Consider the following 21,157-nt stretch of genomic DNA (forward strand, 5'->3'; position numbering starts at 1 on the left):
GGAGAAAGCGCTTCAGGAGCGTTAGTTACTAGGTCAAAAAAACTTTCCTGAAGAGAAATAAAGCTTTTAGTTGAATTTTCCTCTGATTTCGGGCAGAGGGAAACCGGCATTAGGCGCGGCGAATGGAATAGGCAAACGGGTATTTTATGACGAATCTTATTACTCCGACGAAGAACGTCAGCTCGACTGGGGATCAGAAAATAGACGGGCTCTTCAGCGGCACCGCTTGGGATGGAACGATAACCTATGCGTTTCCCACCACCTCATCATCTTATGCCGATGATGGCGCCGATTTATACTACGAAAAGTACTATTCTTTCTCTCCAATATCGTCGCAGCAGCAGTCTCTCGCCTTGTACTTTATGGAGCAGTCCTACGGGAGTGCGGCAAATGACGGCTTCTCCGTCGAGGGGTTCACGAACGCCAACTTTGAGGCCGGAAGCGCGAATACCGCAACGGTGCGGTTTGCGCAAACCTCGGATCCCTATCTGGAGACGGCAGGGGCCTATTTGCCAGCTGCCGGCGAGCGGGGTGGGGATATCTGGTTCGGGACGGGATATGCTGGCACCGAAGATGATTATCGGTTCCCGAGGTTCGGCAACTATGCGGGCCAGGTCTTGGCGCACGAGCTGGGTCACGCTCTCGGACTGAAACATGCTCACGAAGGGGGGACAGTCGTTCCGAGCGCCTACGACTCGCTCGAATACACGATCATGACCTACCACACATTTATTGGAGACGATGAGAGGGGGGCCAAGTATGAGCACGATGGCGCGCCACAAACCTTCATGATGCTCGACATCGCCGCCCTGCAGGAAATGTATGGTGCGGACTACACGACGAACAGCGGCGATACCGTCTACAAGTGGAATCCGAACCAGGGCATCACTTATGTCAACGGCGTTGCGGCCATCACGCCCGCTGCCAACCGCATCTTCGCGACAATCTGGGACGGCGGCGGTATCGATACCTATGATTTGAGCGCTTATACCACCGCCCTCAAGATCGACTTGCGAGCAGGGGGCTACTCGGTCTTTTCCCAGAGCCAGTTGGCCGACCTGGGCGGAGGTCCGAATAATGGCTATGCCCGCGGTAACATTTTCAACGCCCTTCTTTATCATGACAATGTCGCGTCGTTGATTGAGAACGTTCGGGCCGGCTCCGGCAACGATACGATTGTCGGCAACGAGGCGGACAATGCGCTCTGGGGCAATGCCGGAAACGATACCCTTACTGGCGATTCCGGCAATGACACACTCGATGGCGGTGCCGGAATCGACAAGATGTCGGGCGGGACGGGTAACGACGTCTACATCGTCGACAATGCCAACGATGCTGTAATTGAGAATGTCGATGAGGGGACGGACACGGTCCGGACGACGGGTTCTTATACACTCAGCACCAACGTAGAAAACCTGGTCTACATTGGCACCTTTGGGTTCTCCGGTACTGGCAATACGGGGGCCAATGTGATCACTGGCGGGACAGGTATTGATTGGCTTGATGGGAAGGCCGGCGCCGACACGCTGATCGGCGGTGCGGGCAACGATACCTATATTGTCGATGATCTCGGCGATGTCGTGGTCGAGGCGGCCGACAGCGGCGCTGACACGATCCGGACCGATCTTGCGGCTTATTCGCTGGCGGACAATGCTAATGTCGAGGACCTATACTTCGCAGGTAGTGGCAATTCTACCGGTGTCGGGAATAGCCTCGACAATATAATCACTGGCGGGACAGGCGACGATACGCTCTCTGGTGGGGCAGGAAACGATACCCTGAGTGGTGACTGGGGAGATGACTCGCTCGCTGGGGGGATCGGCTACGATATTTACGTCGTTTACGGTGACGGCGACACCGTTATTGAAAACGCCGACGAGGGCATAGATACGGTGAAGACGTATCTGGCGAGCTACACATTGAGCGCTAACGTCGAGAACCTCATTAACTTCGGACGGACTGCCTTTACCGGCACTGGCAACAACCTCAACAATACGATCACCGGTGGCGCGGTCATCGATATTTTGTCGGGCGGTGCCGGTGATGACACGCTGGACGGCGGGGCTGGCGCCGACAGGCTAATCGGCGGGACGGGTAACGACACATACATCGTCGACAACGCTTCTGACGTCGTCACCGAGGTCGCCAATGAGGGGATCGATACGGTTCGCACGACACTGGCAAGCTATACGCTTGGCAGTGATGTCGAGAACCTCACCTATATGGGCGCAGTTGCCTTTACCGGGACAGGCAATGACCTTGCCAACACGATCCGGGGTGCGGCGGGTGCCGACACGCTGGACGGAAAGGCTGGAGCAGACATACTGATCGGCGGAGCGGGCGATGACACTTATATTGTCGATAACCTTGCCGACGTCGTCACTGAAAGGCCGAATGAAGGAGCCGATCTGGTCAAGACGACGCTTTCTTCCTATGCTTTGACCAATAATGTTGAAAAGCTGACCTTCATCGGCACCGGCGATTTCGCTGGAACTGGAAATGGTCTCGCGAACACGATCAACGGCAGCGCTGGCAACGATACGCTTGACGGCGGCGCCGGCAATGACGTGCTTGACGGCGGCGCCGGCAATGACATCTATGTGCTCGACAGTGCGAGCGACGTGATCAAGGAGGCGGTCAGCGCCGGCACCGACGAAATCCGCACGGCGCTTGCAGCCTACTCGATCGCCGCATTGGTCAATGTCGAGAACCTGACCTACACGGGATCCGCCAACTTCACCGGCACCGGCAATGCGTTCGCCAACACGATCACCGGCGGCGGCGGCAACGATCTGCTGAATGGCGGGGGCGGTGCGGATACCCTGATCGGCGGTGCGGGCAGCGACATCTATATCGTCGACCATGTCGGCGACATCGTCACTGAAGCCGCCGATGAAGGAGCCGACACGGTTCGCACGGCCCTGGCAAGCTATACGCTTGGCAGCGATCTCGAGAACCTCACCTACATCGGCACGGTAGCCTTTACCGGCACGGGCAATGACCTTGCCAACACGATCAGGGGCGCGGCAGGTGCCGACACCCTGGACGGAAAGGCCGGTGCGGACAGCTTGATCGGTGGTGCGGGCAACGACACCTATATTGTCGATGACGTTGGCGACGTGGTCACCGAAGGGCTGAATGCAGGAACCGATCTGATCAAGACGGCGCTTTCAATCTATACGCTCGCCAGCAATGTCGAGAACCTGCTCTATACGGGATCCGCCAGCTTCACCGGCACCGGCAATACGCTCGTCAACACGATCACCGGCGGCGCTGGCAACGATCTTCTGGACGGCGGCGCCGGCAATGACACGCTTGACGGCGGTGCCGGCAACGACATCTATGTGGTCGACAGTGCGAGCGACGTGATCAAGGAGGCGGTCAGCGCCGGCACCGACGAAATCCGCACGGCGCTTGCAGCCTACTCGATCGCCGCATTGGTCAATGTCGAGAACCTGACCTACACGGGATCCGCCAACTTCACCGGCACCGGCAATGCGTTCGCCAACACGATCACCGGCGGCGGCGGCAACGATCTGCTGAATGGCGGGGGCGGTGCGGATACCCTGATCGGCGGTGCGGGCAGCGACATCTATATCGTCGACCATGTCGGCGACATCGTCACGGAAGCCGCCGACGCGGGGAATGATACGGTTCGCACGACGCTGGCAAGCTATACGCTTGGCAGTGATGTCGAGAACCTCACCAATATCGGCACGGCAGCCTTTACCGGAACAGGCAACACGCTGAACAATATCCTAACCGGGGGGGCGGGGGTCGACACGCTTAAGGGCGGTGCGGGCGACGATACCTATGTCATCTCCACCGGTGACACAGTCATCGAAAATGCCGACGAGGGTATCGACACGGTGCAGACGAATCTGGCCGCCTACACGCTGGGGGTCAATGTCGAGAACCTGACATCGACCGGTACGGCCGTGTTTGCCGGCACCGGCAATGCACTCGACAACGTCCTCAAGGGCGGTGTTGCTGCCGACAAGCTCGTGGGGGCTGGCGGCAACGACACATTGATCGGCGGGGCTGGTGCCGACACGATGTCGGGCGGGACGGGTGACGACATCTATGTCGTCGATATTGCGACTGACATCGTGATTGAGAACGCGAACGAAGGGACGGACACGGTCCGGACGGCGCTTGTCAGCTATACGCTCGGCAACAATGTCGAGAACCTGACCTATACGGGATCCGCCAGCTTCACCGGCGCCGGCAATGCGCTCGCCAACACGATCACCGGCGGCGCCGGCAATGATGTGCTGAATGGCGGGACAGGTGCGGATAGCTTGATCGGCGGTGCGGGCAACGACACTTATATCGTCGACAATGCCGGTGATATCGTCACCGAGATCGCCAATGAGGGGGTCGACACGGTTCGCACGAGCCTGGCGAGCTATACGCTTGCCGCCAATGTCGAGAACCTGAGCTTTGCCGGCACGGGAACTTTCGCTGGTACCGGCAACAATCTCGACAATACGATCACGGGTGGCGCTGCCACCGATACTCTTTCCGGCGGCGCCGGCAATGACACGCTTGATGGCGGAGCCGGTGCGGATACCCTGATCGGCGGTGCGGGCAGCGACATCTATATCGTCGACCATGTCGGCGACATCGTCACTGAAGCCGCCGATGAAGGAGCCGACACGGTTCGCACGGCCCTGGCAAGCTATACGCTTGGCAGCGATCTCGAGAACCTCACCTACATCGGCACGGTAGCCTTTACCGGCACGGGCAATGACCTTGCCAACACGATCAGGGGCGCGGCAGGTGCCGACACCCTGGACGGAAAGGCCGGTGCGGACAGCTTGATCGGTGGTGCGGGCAACGACACCTATATTGTCGATGACGTTGGCGACGTGGTCACCGAAGGGCTGAATGCAGGAACCGATCTGATCAAGACGGCGCTTTCAATCTATACGCTCGCCAGCAATGTCGAGAACCTGCTCTATACGGGATCCGCCAGCTTCACCGGCACCGGCAATACGCTCGTCAACACGATCACCGGCGGCGCTGGCAACGATCTTCTGGACGGCGGCGCCGGCAATGACACGCTTGACGGCGGTGCCGGCAACGACATCTATGTGGTCGACAGTGCGAGCGACGTGATCAAGGAGGCGGTCAGCGCCGGCACCGACGAAATCCGCACGGCGCTTGCAGCCTACTCGATCGCCGCATTGGTCAATGTCGAGAACCTGACCTACACGGGATCCGCCAACTTCACCGGCACCGGCAATGCGTTCGCCAACACGATCACCGGCGGCGGCGGCAACGATCTGCTGAATGGCGGGGGCGGTGCGGATACCCTGATCGGCGGTGCGGGCAGCGACATCTATATCGTCGACCATGTCGGCGACATCGTCACGGAAGCCGCCGACGCGGGGAATGATACGGTTCGCACGACGCTGGCAAGCTATACGCTTGGCAGTGATGTCGAGAACCTCACCAATATCGGCACGGCAGCCTTTACCGGAACAGGCAACACGCTGAACAATATCCTAACCGGGGGGGCGGGGGTCGACACGCTTAAGGGCGGTGCGGGCGACGATACCTATGTCATCTCCACCGGTGACACAGTCATCGAAAATGCCGACGAGGGTATCGACACGGTGCAGACGAATCTGGCCGCCTACACGCTGGGGGTCAATGTCGAGAACCTGACATCGACCGGTACGGCCGTGTTTGCCGGCACCGGCAATGCACTCGACAACGTCCTCAAGGGCGGTGTTGCTGCCGACAAGCTCGTGGGGGCTGGCGGCAACGACACATTGATCGGCGGGGCTGGTGCCGACACGATGTCGGGCGGGACGGGTGACGACATCTATGTCGTCGATATTGCGACTGACATCGTGATTGAGAACGCGAACGAAGGGACGGACACGGTCCGGACGGCGCTTGTCAGCTATACGCTCGGCAACAATGTCGAGAACCTGACCTATACGGGATCCGCCAGCTTCACCGGCGCCGGCAATGCGCTCGCCAACACGATCACCGGCGGCGCCGGCAATGATGTGCTGAATGGCGGGACAGGTGCGGATAGCTTGATCGGCGGTGCGGGCAACGACACTTATATCGTCGACAATGCCGGTGATATCGTCACCGAGATCGCCAATGAGGGGGTCGACACGGTTCGCACGAGCCTGGCGAGCTATACGCTTGCCGCCAATGTCGAGAACCTGAGCTTTGCCGGCACGGGAACTTTCGCTGGTACCGGCAACAATCTCGACAATACGATCACGGGTGGCGCTGCCACCGATACTCTTTCCGGCGGCGCCGGCAATGACACGCTTGATGGCGGAGCCGGTGCGGATACCCTGATCGGCGGTGCGGGCAGCGACATCTATATCGTCGACCATGTCGGCGACATCGTCACTGAAGCCGCCGATGAAGGAGCCGACACGGTTCGCACGGCCCTGGCAAGCTATACGCTTGGCAGCGATCTCGAGAACCTCACCTACATCGGCACGGTAGCCTTTACCGGCACGGGCAATGACCTTGCCAACACGATCAGGGGCGCGGCAGGTGCCGACACCCTGGACGGAAAGGCCGGTGCGGACAGCTTGATCGGTGGTGCGGGCAACGACACCTATATTGTCGATGACGTTGGCGACGTGGTCACCGAAGGGCTGAATGCAGGAACCGATCTGATCAAGACGGCGCTTTCAATCTATACGCTCGCCAGCAATGTCGAGAACCTGCTCTATACGGGATCCGCCAGCTTCACCGGCACCGGCAATACGCTCGTCAACACGATCACCGGCGGCGCTGGCAACGATCTTCTGGACGGCGGCGCCGGCAATGACACGCTTGACGGCGGTGCCGGCAACGACATCTATGTGGTCGACAGTGCGAGCGACGTGATCAAGGAGGCGGTCAGCGCCGGCACCGACGAAATCCGCACGGCGCTTGCAGCCTACTCGATCGCCGCATTGGTCAATGTCGAGAACCTGACCTACACGGGATCCGCCAACTTCACCGGCACCGGCAATGCGTTCGCCAACACGATCACCGGCGGCGGCGGCAACGATCTGCTGAATGGCGGGGGCGGTGCGGATACCCTGATCGGCGGTGCGGGCAGCGACATCTATATCGTCGACCATGTCGGCGACATCGTCACGGAAGCCGCCGACGCGGGGAATGATACGGTTCGCACGACGCTGGCAAGCTATACGCTTGGCAGTGATGTCGAGAACCTCACCAATATCGGCACGGCAGCCTTTACCGGAACAGGCAACACGCTGAACAATATCCTAACCGGGGGGGCGGGGGTCGACACGCTTAAGGGCGGTGCGGGCGACGATACCTATGTCATCTCCACCGGTGACACAGTCATCGAAAATGCCGACGAGGGTATCGACACGGTGCAGACGAATCTGGCCGCCTACACGCTGGGGGTCAATGTCGAGAACCTGACATCGACCGGTACGGCCGTGTTTGCCGGCACCGGCAATGCACTCGACAACGTCCTCAAGGGCGGTGTTGCTGCCGACAAGCTCGTGGGGGCTGGCGGCAACGACACATTGATCGGCGGGGCTGGTGCCGACACGATGTCGGGCGGGACGGGTGACGACATCTATGTCGTCGATATTGCGACTGACATCGTGATTGAGAACGCGAACGAAGGGACGGACACGGTCCGGACGGCGCTTGTCAGCTATACGCTCGGCAACAATGTCGAGAACCTGACCTATACGGGATCCGCCAGCTTCACCGGCGCCGGCAATGCGCTCGCCAACACGATCACCGGCGGCGCCGGCAATGATGTGCTGAATGGCGGGACAGGTGCGGATAGCTTGATCGGCGGTGCGGGCAACGACACTTATATCGTCGACAATGCCGGTGATATCGTCACCGAGATCGCCAATGAGGGGGTCGACACGGTTCGCACGAGCCTGGCGAGCTATACGCTTGCCGCCAATGTCGAGAACCTCACCTATATCGGAACTGGGCCGTTTGCCGGAACAGGGAATGCGCTTAACAACGTGATCGTCGGCGGCAGTGGTTCTAATACGCTGATGGGTGGCGCCGGCAACGATACCCTCACTGGTGGAGCGGCAGCCGACGTCTTCGTTTTTTTGCTGAACTGGGGCCACGATACGATCACAAACTTCGTGGCAACCGGCTCCGCACACGACACGATCAGGATCGACCACAGCATTTTCGCCGACTGGGAATCGCTTTTTGCGGCATCCAGTCAGTATGGCAACGATACAATCGTTACAGCCGATATCGACAACACCATAGTATTGAGGAACGTAGCCTTGACGAGCCTAGACTCGGGGGATTTCTTTTTTGCGTGAACCCAATCGGACCTCTTGGTAAACCCTGCGGGGGAGATCGAGCATGCTGCGGCGGAGAGGATGACGGCGGTTTGTGGAGGAGATGAGGCAAGGGGATTGAACGACACCATTTTTCCGGCAATTGAGGCAATCACAATTTGGCTCAGCTCTTCGTCGCCGTGGGGATCAGGCCGTGATGAAACTCAAAGTGGCTGATCCACAGAAACAATCATTAACACAAGAGCGTCGCATTTGGTCCGCCCGTTGCTGGTGGCCTTGAAGTTGTGACAATCGGCGATTGTGCGAATGAAGGTACTTGTGCGGTCATAAACGCCTGCTCTCCAAGAGTGGTTCGGGATGAAATCATGAATTTAAGTCAAACGGCTTTTGTTTTTCCGCGTCGTTCCGCTGGTTGTTCTTTGCCTTATTCTCGGGTGGATTTACAGCGGGGCACCGGGATTCCCGGCACCGAGTTTGAAGCGGATAGCCATCGCTGATTGGCAACCGCGTGATTCGGCTGGAGAACTCGTGTATCATGACAAGCTTTGGCTCTTGGGCGGCTGGAAAACAAAGCCGACAGAGTTGCTTCGGGATGTCTGGAACTCGACGGATGGGATCAAGTGGGATCTGTCCAGTCGGAGCTACCTTTCCATTATACCGACCTGCCGATGACGATCGTTTTCAAGGACCGAATGTGGGTAATGGGTGGGACTACACTTTCGGACCCGGAGCATCCTGCCACCAATGCGGTGTGGAACTCAGATGACGGAATTCGCTGGAACAACGTGCAAGTAGCAGCTTCTTGGAGTCCTAGAACAGCCACGCCGATTGTGATGCTAAATGGTAAGCTGTGGATTCTCGGGGGGCTTGAGTGGGTTGATCGCAAGCAGACCCTTAAGAACGACGTGTGGAGCTCCCGCGATGGTATCAACTGGACCAAGGTGACAGAACACGCGGCATGGCAGCCGCGGGCATATCACACGGCCGTCGCTTATCACGGAAAACTATGGGTTCTTGGCGGCGGGTCATATCACCCAGACTACATTGCCTTGAATGACGTCTGGAACGCGGGGGAATCGCTCGATCACTAGTTGCGTTGTGTAGCACTTCTAGCAGTTGTGTGCGTGACCCAGTTTAGAAGCTACTGGGGAGCGATCGTCGCTTTAATGTTGTTCCACGCGCTTGCGTCTCGGACACTTCTTATCTCTAGATGGATGGTGCTGCTGCTAGCTGTGTCGGCTGGCTCGGCCCTGGCGTTTCCGACCTATAGATATTTGCAGGTCGGGCAATTTTTTCTTCCGGCCGGCGGCATCAATCTTCTGATATCGGCGTCTCAGGCTAACCCCCATCCGTCGTCGGCGGATGGCGAGGCGGTCGACAGCGTCATCACAATGTCGGACGCTGTGTTGACCGCCGAAAAATGGAGAGCGGAAGGACTCTCCAATAGCGAAATTAACAAGAAGGCGGAGGGGCTCGCCAGCGCACTACGGTCGGATGGCATGAAGTTCAATTGAACCGGCTTCTGTATGGTATGGCATCAATCGGGCGATCTTGCCGTCTGCCGTAGTTCCGCAAACCCACGAAGTCCTCCCGGGATACTCTCCCAGGGATTTTCTCAATCACCTATACGACTATTATCGCTGGCAAAGCTGGACATCCGGGCAGGACTATCGGTCGACGTTCGAGCGTTTCTTTGGGCCACAGGCAGCTTCAGATGCGGCGATTTTCCCCTTTGCAGTTTCATCGAATGCGAAGATCTATGCCGCGTTCAATCCGTATATTTCGACCTTCCCAGAGAGACTGCGTGACCCAATAGATATTGGTGTTGCCCCGCCCGACGTCTGGCTGATATTGGCGTTGCTCGCTGCTGCACTTTTGGCCGTACAAGCGAGGGAAGTAACAATATTACTTCTTTGCGCATTAGCACCAGCCTTCGCTGTCGCGTATGCGTTTCCGGTTGGGAATCCGCGCTATGCGGTACCATTGTTTCCGTTGTACTTTTTCGTTACGTCGATTGGGGCAACTCACGTTATTGCATGGTCGCGATTTTGAGAGTTCATCAAAAGAGCGGTTCAAATATCTCATCTTAGGTCAGATAGCGCTTTGAATTCCGCGCGCGTCAGCGTTGCGGCCATCACCTGTGTCGAGGCTACCGTGATCACTGAGGCCAAATGCCAATTCCAGACGGGAAATGGCAAGCTGCCACCACTCAGGAGGTGTGCGTAAGATTCGCGAAAAAACTACCAGTATGATCAGTATGCTCCCATTGATGAAGATTGACTTTTGTGGCGAGAACACCCAATGAGGCGTAACTAATCCTTTCCGCGCGAGTCCGACATGGCAACTGTGCGGTCGTAGATAAAGAAGCCGGGAAGCTTCCGGTCATGCCACGGGTGCGCGAGCAAATATGGGCAGTTTTCCAAAAATATTCGTAGCCGGTCATACTGGTATGGTCGGCTCGGCGATCGTACGGCGCTTGGTCGCCGAAGGGCATCCGCCCGATTCCGTCATCACCGCAAGGCATCAAGACCTTGATTTGATAGAGCAGTTGGACGTTCGTCGGTTTTTCGAAAAGGAGCGCCTTGATCAGGTCTACCTTGCAGCGGCGAAGGTGGGCGGCATATACGCAAACAATACCTATCCGGTTGACTTTATCTACGACAACCTGATGATTGAATTGAACGTCATGGAGGCTGCGTTCCGGACCGGCGTTCGGAATCTGCTGCTGCTCGGATCAAGTTGTATTTACCCGAAGCTTTCCGACCAGCCGATCAAGGAAGATGCGCTTCTTACAGGTCCGCTCGAGCCGACCAATGAACCTTATGCAATTGCCAAGATTGCCGGTATCAAACTTTGCGAGAGCTACAATCGCCAGTACGGCGATACTCACCGTGTAGACTACCGCGCTGTGATGCCCAGCAATTTATATGGTGTGGGAGATTCATATCATCCCCAGAATTCGCATGTCATTCCGGCGCTCCTGCGGCGCTTTCACGAAGCCAAAACCAGCGGCGCGTCCAGCGTGGTGATCTGGGGCAGCGGGATGCCGCTGCGGGAATTTCTTTACGTCGACGACATGGCCGCCGCCAGCGTGCATATCATGAATTTGCCGGCGGAACGCTACAACGCCTTGAAGCCAAAAGGCCAGACCCATATCAACGTAGGATATGGAAGCGACGTGACCATCCGCGAGCTTGCGACGACTATCGGCGATCTTGTCGGCTTCCGAGGGAAGATAGAATTCGATACCTCCAAACCGGACGGAACACCTCGAAAGCTCATGGACAGCGGGGTGGCGAGAGAACTCGGATGGTCGCCGGCAACCGATCTGAAGGAAGGTCTCAAATTTGCCTATGAAGATTTCCTGTCTCGGGAGAACGTCGCATAATGTCTAAAGTCGCTCTCATAACCGGCGTCACCGGTCAGGACGGTTCCTATCTGGCGGAATTTCTCCTCGAGAAAGGATATACCGTTCACGGAATCAAGCGACGCATGAGTTCGTTCAACACGCAACGCGTCGATCATATTTACCAGGATCCACACAGCAAGAATATGTTGTTCAAGCTGCATTACGGCGATCTGACGGATACAAGCAATCTCATCCGCATCATGCAAGAAACGCAGCCGGACGAGGTCTATAATCTCGGCGCCCAGAGCCATGTCGCCGTAAGCTTCGAGAGCCCGGAATATACAGGCGATACCGACGCACTCGGAACGCTCCGCCTGCTCGAAGCCATACGCATACTGGGATTTGAAAAGAAAACGCGATTCTATCAGGCGAGCACGAGCGAACTCTACGGCCTTGTGCAAGAAACCCCTCAGAAGGAAACGACACCATTCTATCCGCGCAGTCCCTACGCGGTTGCGAAGCTCTATGCTTACTGGATCACCGTCAACTATCGCGAATCCTATGGTTTATACGCGTGCAATGGAATCCTATTCAATCATGAGAGTCCTCGTCGCGGCGAAACGTTCGTGACGAGAAAAATCACGCGAGGTCTTTCCAATATCGCGCAAGGTCTGGAAGAGTGCCTGTACATGGGCAATCTCGATGCGTTGCGTGATTGGGGCCACGCCAAAGACTACGTTCGCATGCAATGGATGATGCTCCAGCAGGATCAACCGCAGGATTTCGTGATCGCGAGCGGCAAGCAATACACCGTACGTCAGTTCATCCAATGGGCTGCAGAGGATCTCGGAATTACCCTTCGCTTCGAGGGAGTGGGCTTGAATGAACGAGGGATCGTTGAGACCGTCACAGGCGACAAGGCCCATCGCGTGAAACCCGGCTCCGTAGTCGTACAGATCGATCCTCGCTATTTTCGTCCGGCCGAAGTCGAAACACTTCTCGGAGATCCTACGAAGGCCCGCGAACTACTCGGCTGGGTTCCGGAAATTTCCGCGAGAGAAATGTGCCGGGAAATGGTCATGCATGATTTGGGGCATGCACAGAGACATGCCTTGCTTAAACAGCATGGCTTCGATGTTAACGTAAGTGCCGAGTGATTGCGGGCGAATACGATCGCATGGGGAAAGAACTCTTGATAAAATTCGCTATTGTTGGCTGCGGGCGCATTGCCAAAAGACATTCCGAACTGTTGGGCCTGTCACAGATAAAAGGTGCGACGCTCGCTGCGGTTTGCGATGTTGCAGAGGAAAGAGCGAGGGAGTTCGGTGAACGATTCGGCGTTCCCTACTATCGGTCGATCGATGAGATGCTTCAGAACACTGAGGTGGATGTCGTATCGATATTGACGCCAAGCGGCATGCATGCGGAACACGTCATTACGGCAGCAAAATATAAACGACATATCGTTGTCGAAAAGCCAATGGCTCTGACTCTGACCGATGCTGAAGCGATGATCAGGGCTTGCGACGAGAATAATATTCGATTGTTCGTCGTCAAACAAAACCGTTTCAATGTCCCGGTCGTGAAGGCGCGCGAAGCTCTTGATGCTGGCCGCTTCGGTAAGCTCGTGCTCGGCACGGTTAGGGTACGATGGTGCCGCGATCAGAGTTACTATGATCAGGATAGCTGGCGCGGTACCTGGCAATACGACGGCGGTGTCCTTGCCAATCAGGCAAGTCATCATATCGACATGTTAACTTGGTTCATGGGTGATGTCGAAAGTGTTCACGCGCGCGCGGCGACAGCGTTGGTGGATATCGAGGCGGAAGACACCGCAGTAGCCACACTGAAGTTCCGCAATGGTGCTCTCGGCATTATAGAAGCTACCGCAGCAACCCGACCCAAAGACATTGAAGGATCGATTTCGATACTTGGAGCTGGGGGCTCTGTTGAGATTGCGGGCTTTGCGGTGAACAAAATCCGCACCTGGCAGTTCAGCGATCATGACTTAGGCGATGAGCAAGTTATGGAGAAATACTCTGTTAATCCTCCGAACGTTTATGGTTTTGGTCATCAGGCTTATTACGAGCATGTCGTCGATTGCCTAGTGAATGATACAAAAGCCCTCGTGGATGGTCATGAGGGCCGCCAGAGTCTTGAACTGATCTCGGCGCTTTACGAATCAATCGCGTCGAATAAAGAAGTGAAACTTCCTTTGGAATTGAAACACTCGAAACTGGGACGGTCTTCCCAGTGACCGACGGCTCCCCCACGCTTTGGAAGACGCAGGTCAGAGACGTCGTTTGCGGCGCTCGGGTGAAAATAGTTGAGCCGGCCAATGTCTATGAATGCGAACTTGCGGATGATTGTTTCGTCGGTCCGTTCGTCGAAATCCAGAAGGGAGTGAAGATCGGGCCGCGCACAAAGATACAGTCACACAGTTTCATATGCGAACTTGTAGAGATTGGTGAGGATTGTTTCATCGGACATGGGGTTGTTTTTGTGAACGACGTTTTTTCAGGAGGTGGGCCTGCGCGGGGAAATCGCGAGCTCTGGAAGGAAACCCGAATCGGCAATCGGGTTTCGATCGGCTCGAACGCTACGGTCCTTCCGGTTCAGATATGCGACGACGTTGTCATCGGCGCGGGCGCCGTTGTAACCCGGGATATCACCATTTCTGGCACCTATGCCGGCAACCCCGCCCGGCCTTTACCTCGCTCGGCTAGCAACGAAACTTAGTTTGTGCGGAAATGTCGTCGTTGGTAGACAACCCGGCACCTTTGGCTTTGTGAGCTTCTCGCCGCAAGGTGGCCCATAGAAGGTCGTTGACCTTGCCCCTTGGGGAAAAGTTGTTTCAGTGTTGAGCCAATGCATGGCCGAATGTTATTTGACTTGTTGCAGTGACGGCGCTGCCAGACGCGGAAATCATGAAAATTTACCGAGAGCAGGTTTAATGAAAGTTCCTTTCGCTGATCTTCATCTCCAATATCTCTCGCTAAAGGAGGAGATCGATGCTGCAATTGCTTCAGTCATCCGGTCTTCCTCGTTTATCAGGGGGCCATTCGTTCAGAAGTTCGAGGACGAATTTGCCGTCGCCGTCGGCGCCCCTTATTGCATCTCATGTGCTAATGGAACGGACTCACTCTTCATCGCCATGCGCGCGCTAGGCGTCAGACCTGGGGATGAAGTTATTACGACTGCCCATTCATGGATTTCAACTACCGAGACCATTTCACAGGCCGGCGGCAATGTTGTCTTCTGCGACACCGACGCTTCGACATACACCATCGATCCTGTTCAAATCGAAGCGAAGATCACGCCTCGAACGGTTGGCATCATCCCGGTTCATCTCTATGGCCAACCGGCAGATATGACTGCGATCATGGCGATCGCCCGGAAGCACGGTCTCTGGGTCATAGAGGATTGTGCTCAATCCCATCTGGCTGAGATTGATGGGCAGGTCGTCGGGAGCTTCGGGGATGTCGCTTCCTATTCTTTCTACCCGGGTAAGAACCTTGGCGCGATGGGCGACGCAGGCGCCATTACCTGCAAGGACAAATCACTTGCCGATCGGATGGCAATGTTTGCGCGGCATGGCGGGCTTTCAAAGGGCGACCACCAGATCGAAGGCATAAATAGCCGCCTCGACGGACTGCAGGCCGCGATCCTGTCGGTGAAGCTGCCGCGTCTGCCTGAGTGGACTGCAAAGCGGCAGGAATGGGCGAGACGATATGCGCGCGCCCTCGAGGATATTGGTCGGCTGGACCTGCCTGAAACGGCAGCCGGACGAAATCACGTCTATCACCTGTTTGTGATCAAGCACCAGCGGCGCGATGCCCTGGCCGCCCACCTCAATCATGCCGGCATCCAAACCGTGGTCAACTATCCAATATCGCTGCCGTTCCTGCCGGCTTACGAACGCCTTGGCCATCGGCCGGAAGATTTTCCCAACGCGTTTGGAAATCAATCCAAGATTCTCTCAATTCCGATTTTCCCTGAAATGACAGAAGCTCAACTCCTGTACGTCGCAGATACGATCAGGGGATTCGCCGAGTGAGTGATGAACGCCCGGAGAGCCATGGAAGGCGCAGCAATCTTCTTGGAAACTCAGGCTGGAATTTTGCGGGTTTCCTTTTTATGCTGGTTGCTAACCTTGCCACGGTGCCGTTCGTCGTACGCTGGATTGGACTGCAGACGCTGGGAAGCGCCGGCATAGTGATCGCTATCGCAGCTCCCGTGACGCTGATCGGCACCGTGCTCGGGCAGGCCGTTGTCAGGGAAATTTCCGCGCGGATTGGACGTGGCGAGGAGCATGCCGCCGCCCGTATTGCTATCGTCGGAATAAAAATCTGCCTGATCGCTTCGGCGGTGGCGTGGCTAGGGATCGTGCTTGCCGGTCCATGGATCATGACCGGCATCGCCGGTGCGTCTCTTCCGTCACAGAATCTCGCCGTCTCCTTCCTCATTGTCGCAACCGGCACAATGGCGCAGCAGTTCTCGTTTGTCCTGCAAGGTATTTGCGTGGGAAAGCAAAGTTTTCGATTGGTGGCCCAAGCATCAGCCTGGAGTTCATTCGCAACCATCATCATGACCTTGGGATGCACTTGGTCCTTTCCAGTGCTGAACGGCTATTTGCTCGGATTTTCTGGAAGTCTCGTATTGTCGACTGTAGGATGGATATGGATTACATCCTCGGAATTCCGTGAGAACGGCAGATTGATCTCATCGTCTCCCGACGAACTGAAATCATTGCTTCATTTTGGAAAATGGCAAAGCCTCTCTCAGCTTGCGGGAATCTTTGGCAACCAGATTGACCGCTACGTTCTGGCTTCGCTCGCGCCGTCTGCCGTTGTCGGCCAATATAACGTGTGCAATCGCGTCCAGGAGGCCGCTTACATCGCGGTCATACGTATCTGTGAAGTCCTGTTTCCTCGATTTGGCAACATGTCGAACAGCCGCGAAGAGGAGCGGCATGATTTCTTTATGCTCGCCTCATGGGGCAATTCGGCTTTCGGAGCCATCGTACTCTCACCAATCGCGGTTCTCTCCAGGCCGCTGTTGACGGTTTGGGTCGGCGAAGAAACCGCTGCAGGCGGCACGCATCTGCTCCAAATACTCATTCTCGGCGGCATCGTCGGGTGCGGTTCGAATGTATTCCAGTATTACGCCATGGGAATGGGCAGAAACGCACCGGCTGCATATACTTCACTTGCGTATTCGGTGATGACGGTTGTTTTTTCTTTCATTTCCATTTGGTGTTTCGGTCCATACGCTGCTGGAACAGGCTTGCTTGCTGCCAGCCTTGTAAGAGTACCTCTCGCGCTTTTGGTGACTCGCAATTGCTTCTTTCGCACTTTCAGCGCGGAGCAAATGTTTGCCTGTACAGTTGCTCCTATCTTGGTTGGCATCTGCATAGTTGTCGGATCTTTAGGCCTGAATTTCACCTGGATCAATGGCTGGCTGTCCCTCGCTTTCGCGTATGTCTGTTCTGTCTGCGTTGTCTCCGCCGCGATCGCAGCCGTGGCGATGACGACGAAAACCGGGAGCATTATCTTGTCCCGTATCTATGGGTCCGTTAGAACGGCTTTGTCCGAGAGACGCCTGATTGGATGGAATAACCATCTTGTGAAACGCAAGAGAGGGTTTTGAGTGATCACTGTGGTAGACTATGGCGTCGGGAATATCGGCGCAATCACCAATATGGCGGAGTATCTGGGGATCGATGCTCGGCCAAGCGGCGATCCCAAGGAGATCGAAAGTGCCGCGAAGCTCATTCTTCCAGGAGTCGGTGCGTTTGACAAAGCAATGGCTACGTTGAGAAACAGACAATTAGTCGATCCGCTGAATCACGCGGTGCGCGAACGGAGGGTTCCTGTTCTCGGCATATGTCTCGGTATGCAGCTGTTGGCGCGATCCAGCGAGGAAGGCTCGGAAACTGGACTTGGCTGGATAAATGCGGATGTAAAGCGCATCGGGCTAGCGGCAACATCATCCCTTAAGGTTCCTCATATCGGCTGGCTTGAGATAAGGCCGCGCCGAGAAAGCGCTCTGTTCGACAGGTCCAACCGGCGGGAGCGCTTTTATTTCGACCACAGCTATTTTGTCGATTGCGATGATCCGAATGACGTTACCGCCGTCATCGACTATGGCGAGGAGCTATGTTGCGCAGTGAGTTCGAACAATGTCAGCGGCGTGCAATTTCATCCTGAAAAAAGCCACCGCTTCGGAATGCGGATTCTTGAAGCATTCGGAAAGCTTTGATGAGAAAAAGGCTTATACCCGTCCTGCTGGTCGATCAGAAGCGTCGGCTGGTGAAAACGATAGAGTTTGGTGAACGCACCTACGTCGGCGATCCCTTCAATGTTGTTCGCCTGTTCAACGAAAAGGAAGTCGACGAGATCTGCATTCTCGATATCGACGCCACGCGTACGGGGCGAGGTCCTGATCTCGGCTTCGTTCGCGAACTCGCAACCGAATGTTTCATGCCTTTGGCATATGGCGGCGGCATCACCGAGCTTAAGCAGTGCGAGGAACTTAACCGCTCCGGCGTCGAGAAGTTTGTACTCGGTCAAGGCGCGCGCAATTCGCAACTGGTGGGAGCGATTGCTGCCGATATGGGCAGCCAGGCTCTGGTTGCCTGTGTCGACGTTGACGGTCGCGGCGCGGCGGCGAGCTGCTACACTTCAAGCGGTGCGAGGCAAGAGCCGATAGAATTCTGCCTGAGGCTGCAGGATGTCGGCGTTGGCGAAATAATTCTCCAGTCGAAAACTCTCGACGGCACGCGCAACGGGTATGATCTTGAGTTGATCCAGTCGATTACCCGAAAGCTGAGCATTCCGGTCGTTGCCTTGGGTGGCGCCGGAAACGTCGCCCACCTGATGGAAGGCCTTGATGCCGGCGCTTCCGCCGCGGCCTCGGGGAGCGCCTTCACCTTTATCGGTCGGCTGAGGGCAGTCCTTATAAGCTACCCTGCACCAGAAATTTTGGAGGAGGCGGAGCAAGGTGCTCATGGATAACGCGTCGCGAGTTTGCTCATTTTGCGTCATGGACAATTCCAACCCGTCGATCGTGTTTGACGCAAACGGCCAATGTAACTGCTGTCGGGATGCGCTGAATCGCAAGCCGCACGAGTGGTGGACCGGCCCCGAAGGCGACATACGAATGCGGCGATTGATCGCCACATTGAAGGAAGAAGGCGCAGGTAAGCCATACGACGCAATGGTCGGGCTTAGCGGTGGAATTGACAGCGCGTTTCTTGCGCATCTCGCCGCCCGAAAGCATGGTCTTCGTCTTCTGGCGGTCCATGTCGACGGCGGTTGGAATTCCGAGCCCGCCGTCCACAATATTGAAATTCTTGTCCGGAAACTCGATCTCGACCTTCACACGTATGTAATCGAGTGGCAGGAGATGCGCGATCTGCAGATTGCGTTTATGAAGGCTTCTGTCCTCAATCAGGACATCCCGCAAGATCATGCATTCTTTTCCACCCTCTATAGGACAGCAGCTAAATTCGGCATTCGTCACTTCCTCAGCGGCGTAAACTTCGCGTCAGAATCGGTGATACCCCGCGGCTTTGGCTATCCGTCGATTGACGGAACGCATGCGAGCGCGATTCAAAAACGCTTCGGCTCCTTGAAGCTCACGACCTATCCCTTCATGAGCCCTCTTGAGTATATTTGGCTTACCCGCGTCCGCCGGCAACTCACCATTCACCGTCCACTCAACTACATCGACTACAATAAAGAAGAGGCGCGCACTGAGCTTCAGCGCGAATATGGGTGGCGTGACTACGGCGGCAAACACAGTGAATCTAGATTCACAAAATTCTACCAGGATATCTATCTTCCGAGAAAATTTAACTTTGACAAAAGACGGCTTCATCTTTCAAGTTTGATTGTTGCCGGACAAATGACACGGGAGGAGGCGCTGCGCGAAATTTCAACGCCCATCATCTCCGTTCAGGATGCCCGCAGGGAAACAAAGTTCGTGGCCAAAAAACTGGGATTGAAGCCGGAAGAGCTCCAATGGTATATCGAGGCACCGCCAGTACCGCACAGTAATTTTCCGAACGGCATGTGGCTTCATAAAGCGCTTTTGCGCCTGCGTAAGGTGACTCGAATTTTGCTGCCGTCACGTAGCGCAACCGTAGAGGCAGCTGATGTCGACTAGCCTCGTCTTCGCAATGGCTGTCACACTGTCGGTGGGCTTCTACATTTGGAAGGTGGGTATCAATCTGACGCTTTCGTCAGTATTTTTAGGCCTCATGCTCACGCTTCATGGCCCTATGTATCTATATTACACTCGAGTATGGGGTCCTCAGACCAAGTTCTTCGAGACAATCATGTCTGCTGCCCCCTATAATGATGCCATAGGCGCGCTGGATCTCTCACTTGCCATTTCAATTGTCTGCATTACTCTCGGTATAGGGTTGGCAGATTTCGCGTTTGGCATTAGTCATCAGCAGATCCAGGCTGCCCTGCATTCCTGGCGTACTCGGCCTGTCCGGATATCTGAAGGCGTCGCTCAACGCGTCGAGCTTATTTCAATAATCGGACTCCTTATCATTTTGGCGGTTGTTGTGTTAGAAAACAACATACCCAAAACTATCGTCTACTTTATTTCGGATGCAAGTGAGGTCGCGAAAATTGCGATGCGACGAGAGTCGGGTGGAAGCCGCTTTTATCTTTTCAATCTCCTGGTCTCCAATGTGCTTCCGTTCTGTGCCTTTTGCTGCTTTATAGCGATAAGACAGCGGTCAATGAAACTGAGAGCGATCGCTTGGGCTTTTATAATCGCCGTTATGTTGGCCAAGGCCTCAACTCTAAGCAAGGCACCACTGGCGATATTTATACTGCAGTTGCTAGTCGTTGAACATCTTAGAAAATCTTTAGATTTGCCGTTGGGGATGGCGATCAGATTTATTCTGTTTGGCGTACTTCTGTTCGGAGCGATGGTACTTATTGCCATTCGTGAATTACACGGTGTCGGTGACGCACTCGACTTTCTCTTTTACCGGATATTCATGATCCCGAATGAGAGCTTGCTTGAGTATTATACTGCAATTCCAAGTGTTCTCCCCTATGGTTGGGGTAGTAAGTTCAGTTGGCTGGTCGGCTCTCTGACCGGTCAACCCAGCCAACCAACCTATCTACTGGTCGGCGCCGTCCATCGCGGCATGGAAGGTTCCACCTCGACAGCGATGTTTATCGCCGATGCCTGGGCCGACTTCTCTTGGATGGGTGTCCTTCTATTTTCGCTATTCGCCGGATTTTTTATCCGCTTGCTAGATATCCAGCTGATAGTGAAACGAGGGAAGACCGTTGCAACGATTGCGGGGCTGGCTCTCGGCCACTATGGAATATTCGTCATGCTTTCGACCGCACTTCAAACGGCGATGATGACCGGCGGTTTGGTTTTGGTTGTTCCATTAGTGCTAGCGCTGTCCAGCGCGATGAAGTGGGTGCCAGAAAAGAACGACGGTGGACAAGAGCATCTTGTCCACCTCGGATCGGTATAG

13 protein-coding genes are annotated in these 21,157 nt (G+C 55.7%); all 13 read left to right on the forward strand.

What is annotated here, in order from left to right:
• Positions 1-146: 146 nt before the first annotated feature.
• The 13 genes from RlegSU303_RS02105 to RlegSU303_RS02165 all read left to right on the forward strand — a co-directional run bounded on the left by RlegSU303_RS02105 (position 147) and on the right by RlegSU303_RS02165 (position 21,157).
• Entirely contained in the window at positions 147-8,312 is an 8,166-nt protein-coding gene (locus tag RlegSU303_RS02105; RefSeq protein WP_231283403.1) for a M10 family metallopeptidase, read from the forward strand.
• 647 nt (positions 8,313-8,959) lie between these two features.
• On the forward strand, positions 8,960-9,382 hold the full coding sequence (locus RlegSU303_RS02110; RefSeq protein ID WP_150131656.1) for a hypothetical protein: 423 nt from the start codon (positions 8,960-8,962) through the stop codon (positions 9,380-9,382).
• 33 nt (positions 9,383-9,415) lie between these two features.
• The gene (locus tag RlegSU303_RS02115) at positions 9,416-9,805 is read left to right on the forward strand and encodes a hypothetical protein (RefSeq protein ID WP_150131655.1); all 390 of its coding nucleotides are present in this window, start codon (positions 9,416-9,418) and stop codon (positions 9,803-9,805) included.
• 893 nt (positions 9,806-10,698) lie between these two features.
• Positions 10,699-11,679: a GDP-L-fucose synthase family protein gene (locus tag RlegSU303_RS02120; protein WP_064650447.1), complete on the forward strand. Its 981-nt coding sequence runs from the start codon at positions 10,699-10,701 to the stop codon at positions 11,677-11,679.
• Positions 11,679-12,797, forward strand: a complete 1,119-nt coding sequence (gmd, locus tag RlegSU303_RS02125) for a GDP-mannose 4,6-dehydratase (protein ID WP_064650449.1) — start codon at positions 11,679-11,681, stop codon at positions 12,795-12,797. The genes RlegSU303_RS02120 and gmd overlap by 1 nt, the downstream gene beginning before the upstream one ends.
• A 20-nt stretch (positions 12,798-12,817) precedes the next feature.
• On the forward strand, positions 12,818-13,897 hold the full coding sequence (locus tag RlegSU303_RS02130; RefSeq protein ID WP_197496388.1) for a Gfo/Idh/MocA family protein: 1,080 nt from the start codon (positions 12,818-12,820) through the stop codon (positions 13,895-13,897).
• Positions 13,894-14,379, forward strand: coding sequence for an acyltransferase (locus RlegSU303_RS02135; protein WP_064650451.1), 486 nt, complete (start codon positions 13,894-13,896; stop codon positions 14,377-14,379). Before RlegSU303_RS02130 ends, RlegSU303_RS02135 begins: the two co-directional genes overlap by 4 nt.
• Positions 14,380-14,593: 214 nt before the next feature.
• The gene (locus RlegSU303_RS02140; protein WP_064650454.1) at positions 14,594-15,697 is read left to right on the forward strand and encodes a DegT/DnrJ/EryC1/StrS family aminotransferase; all 1,104 of its coding nucleotides are present in this window, start codon (positions 14,594-14,596) and stop codon (positions 15,695-15,697) included.
• Entirely contained in the window at positions 15,694-17,289 is a 1,596-nt protein-coding gene (locus tag RlegSU303_RS02145) for a lipopolysaccharide biosynthesis protein (RefSeq protein WP_231283404.1), read from the forward strand. Before RlegSU303_RS02140 ends, RlegSU303_RS02145 begins: the two co-directional genes overlap by 4 nt.
• Positions 17,290-17,901 carry an imidazole glycerol phosphate synthase subunit HisH gene (gene hisH, locus RlegSU303_RS02150; protein WP_064650458.1) on the forward strand — a complete coding sequence of 204 codons (612 nt, stop codon included), beginning with the start codon at positions 17,290-17,292 and terminating at the stop codon, positions 17,899-17,901.
• Entirely contained in the window at positions 17,901-18,656 is a 756-nt protein-coding gene (locus RlegSU303_RS02155; protein WP_231283837.1) for a HisA/HisF-related TIM barrel protein, read from the forward strand. The genes hisH and RlegSU303_RS02155 overlap by 1 nt, the downstream gene beginning before the upstream one ends.
• Entirely contained in the window at positions 18,649-19,809 is a 1,161-nt protein-coding gene (locus tag RlegSU303_RS02160; protein ID WP_011650566.1) for an N-acetyl sugar amidotransferase, read from the forward strand. The genes RlegSU303_RS02155 and RlegSU303_RS02160 overlap by 8 nt, the downstream gene beginning before the upstream one ends.
• Entirely contained in the window at positions 19,799-21,157 is a 1,359-nt protein-coding gene (locus RlegSU303_RS02165) for an O-antigen polymerase (RefSeq protein ID WP_064650462.1), read from the forward strand. The genes RlegSU303_RS02160 and RlegSU303_RS02165 overlap by 11 nt, the downstream gene beginning before the upstream one ends.

The organism is Rhizobium sp. SU303 (assembly GCF_021052345.1).
GTDB classification, from domain to species: Bacteria; Pseudomonadota; Alphaproteobacteria; order Rhizobiales; family Rhizobiaceae; genus Rhizobium; species Rhizobium laguerreae.

Bases quoted from the DNA above. Each gene is read 5' to 3' on its own strand.
- RlegSU303_RS02140 (WP_064650454.1), top strand. From the start codon at position 14,594: ATGAAAGTTCCTTTCGCTGATCTTCATCTCCAATATCTCTCGCTAAAG.
- RlegSU303_RS02120 (WP_064650447.1), top strand. From the start codon at position 10,699: ATGGGCAGTTTTCCAAAAATATTCGTAGCCGGTCATACTGGTATGGTC.
- RlegSU303_RS02165 (WP_064650462.1), top strand. From the start codon at position 19,799: ATGTCGACTAGCCTCGTCTTCGCAATGGCTGTCACACTGTCGGTGGGC.
- RlegSU303_RS02160 (WP_011650566.1), top strand. From the start codon at position 18,649: ATGGATAACGCGTCGCGAGTTTGCTCATTTTGCGTCATGGACAATTCC.
- RlegSU303_RS02105 (WP_231283403.1), top strand. From the start codon at position 147: ATGACGAATCTTATTACTCCGACGAAGAACGTCAGCTCGACTGGGGAT.
- gmd (WP_064650449.1), top strand. From the start codon at position 11,679: ATGTCTAAAGTCGCTCTCATAACCGGCGTCACCGGTCAGGACGGTTCC.
- RlegSU303_RS02110 (WP_150131656.1), top strand. From the start codon at position 8,960: ATGACGATCGTTTTCAAGGACCGAATGTGGGTAATGGGTGGGACTACA.
- RlegSU303_RS02130 (WP_197496388.1), top strand. From the start codon at position 12,818: ATGGGGAAAGAACTCTTGATAAAATTCGCTATTGTTGGCTGCGGGCGC.
- RlegSU303_RS02155 (WP_231283837.1), top strand. From the start codon at position 17,901: ATGAGAAAAAGGCTTATACCCGTCCTGCTGGTCGATCAGAAGCGTCGG.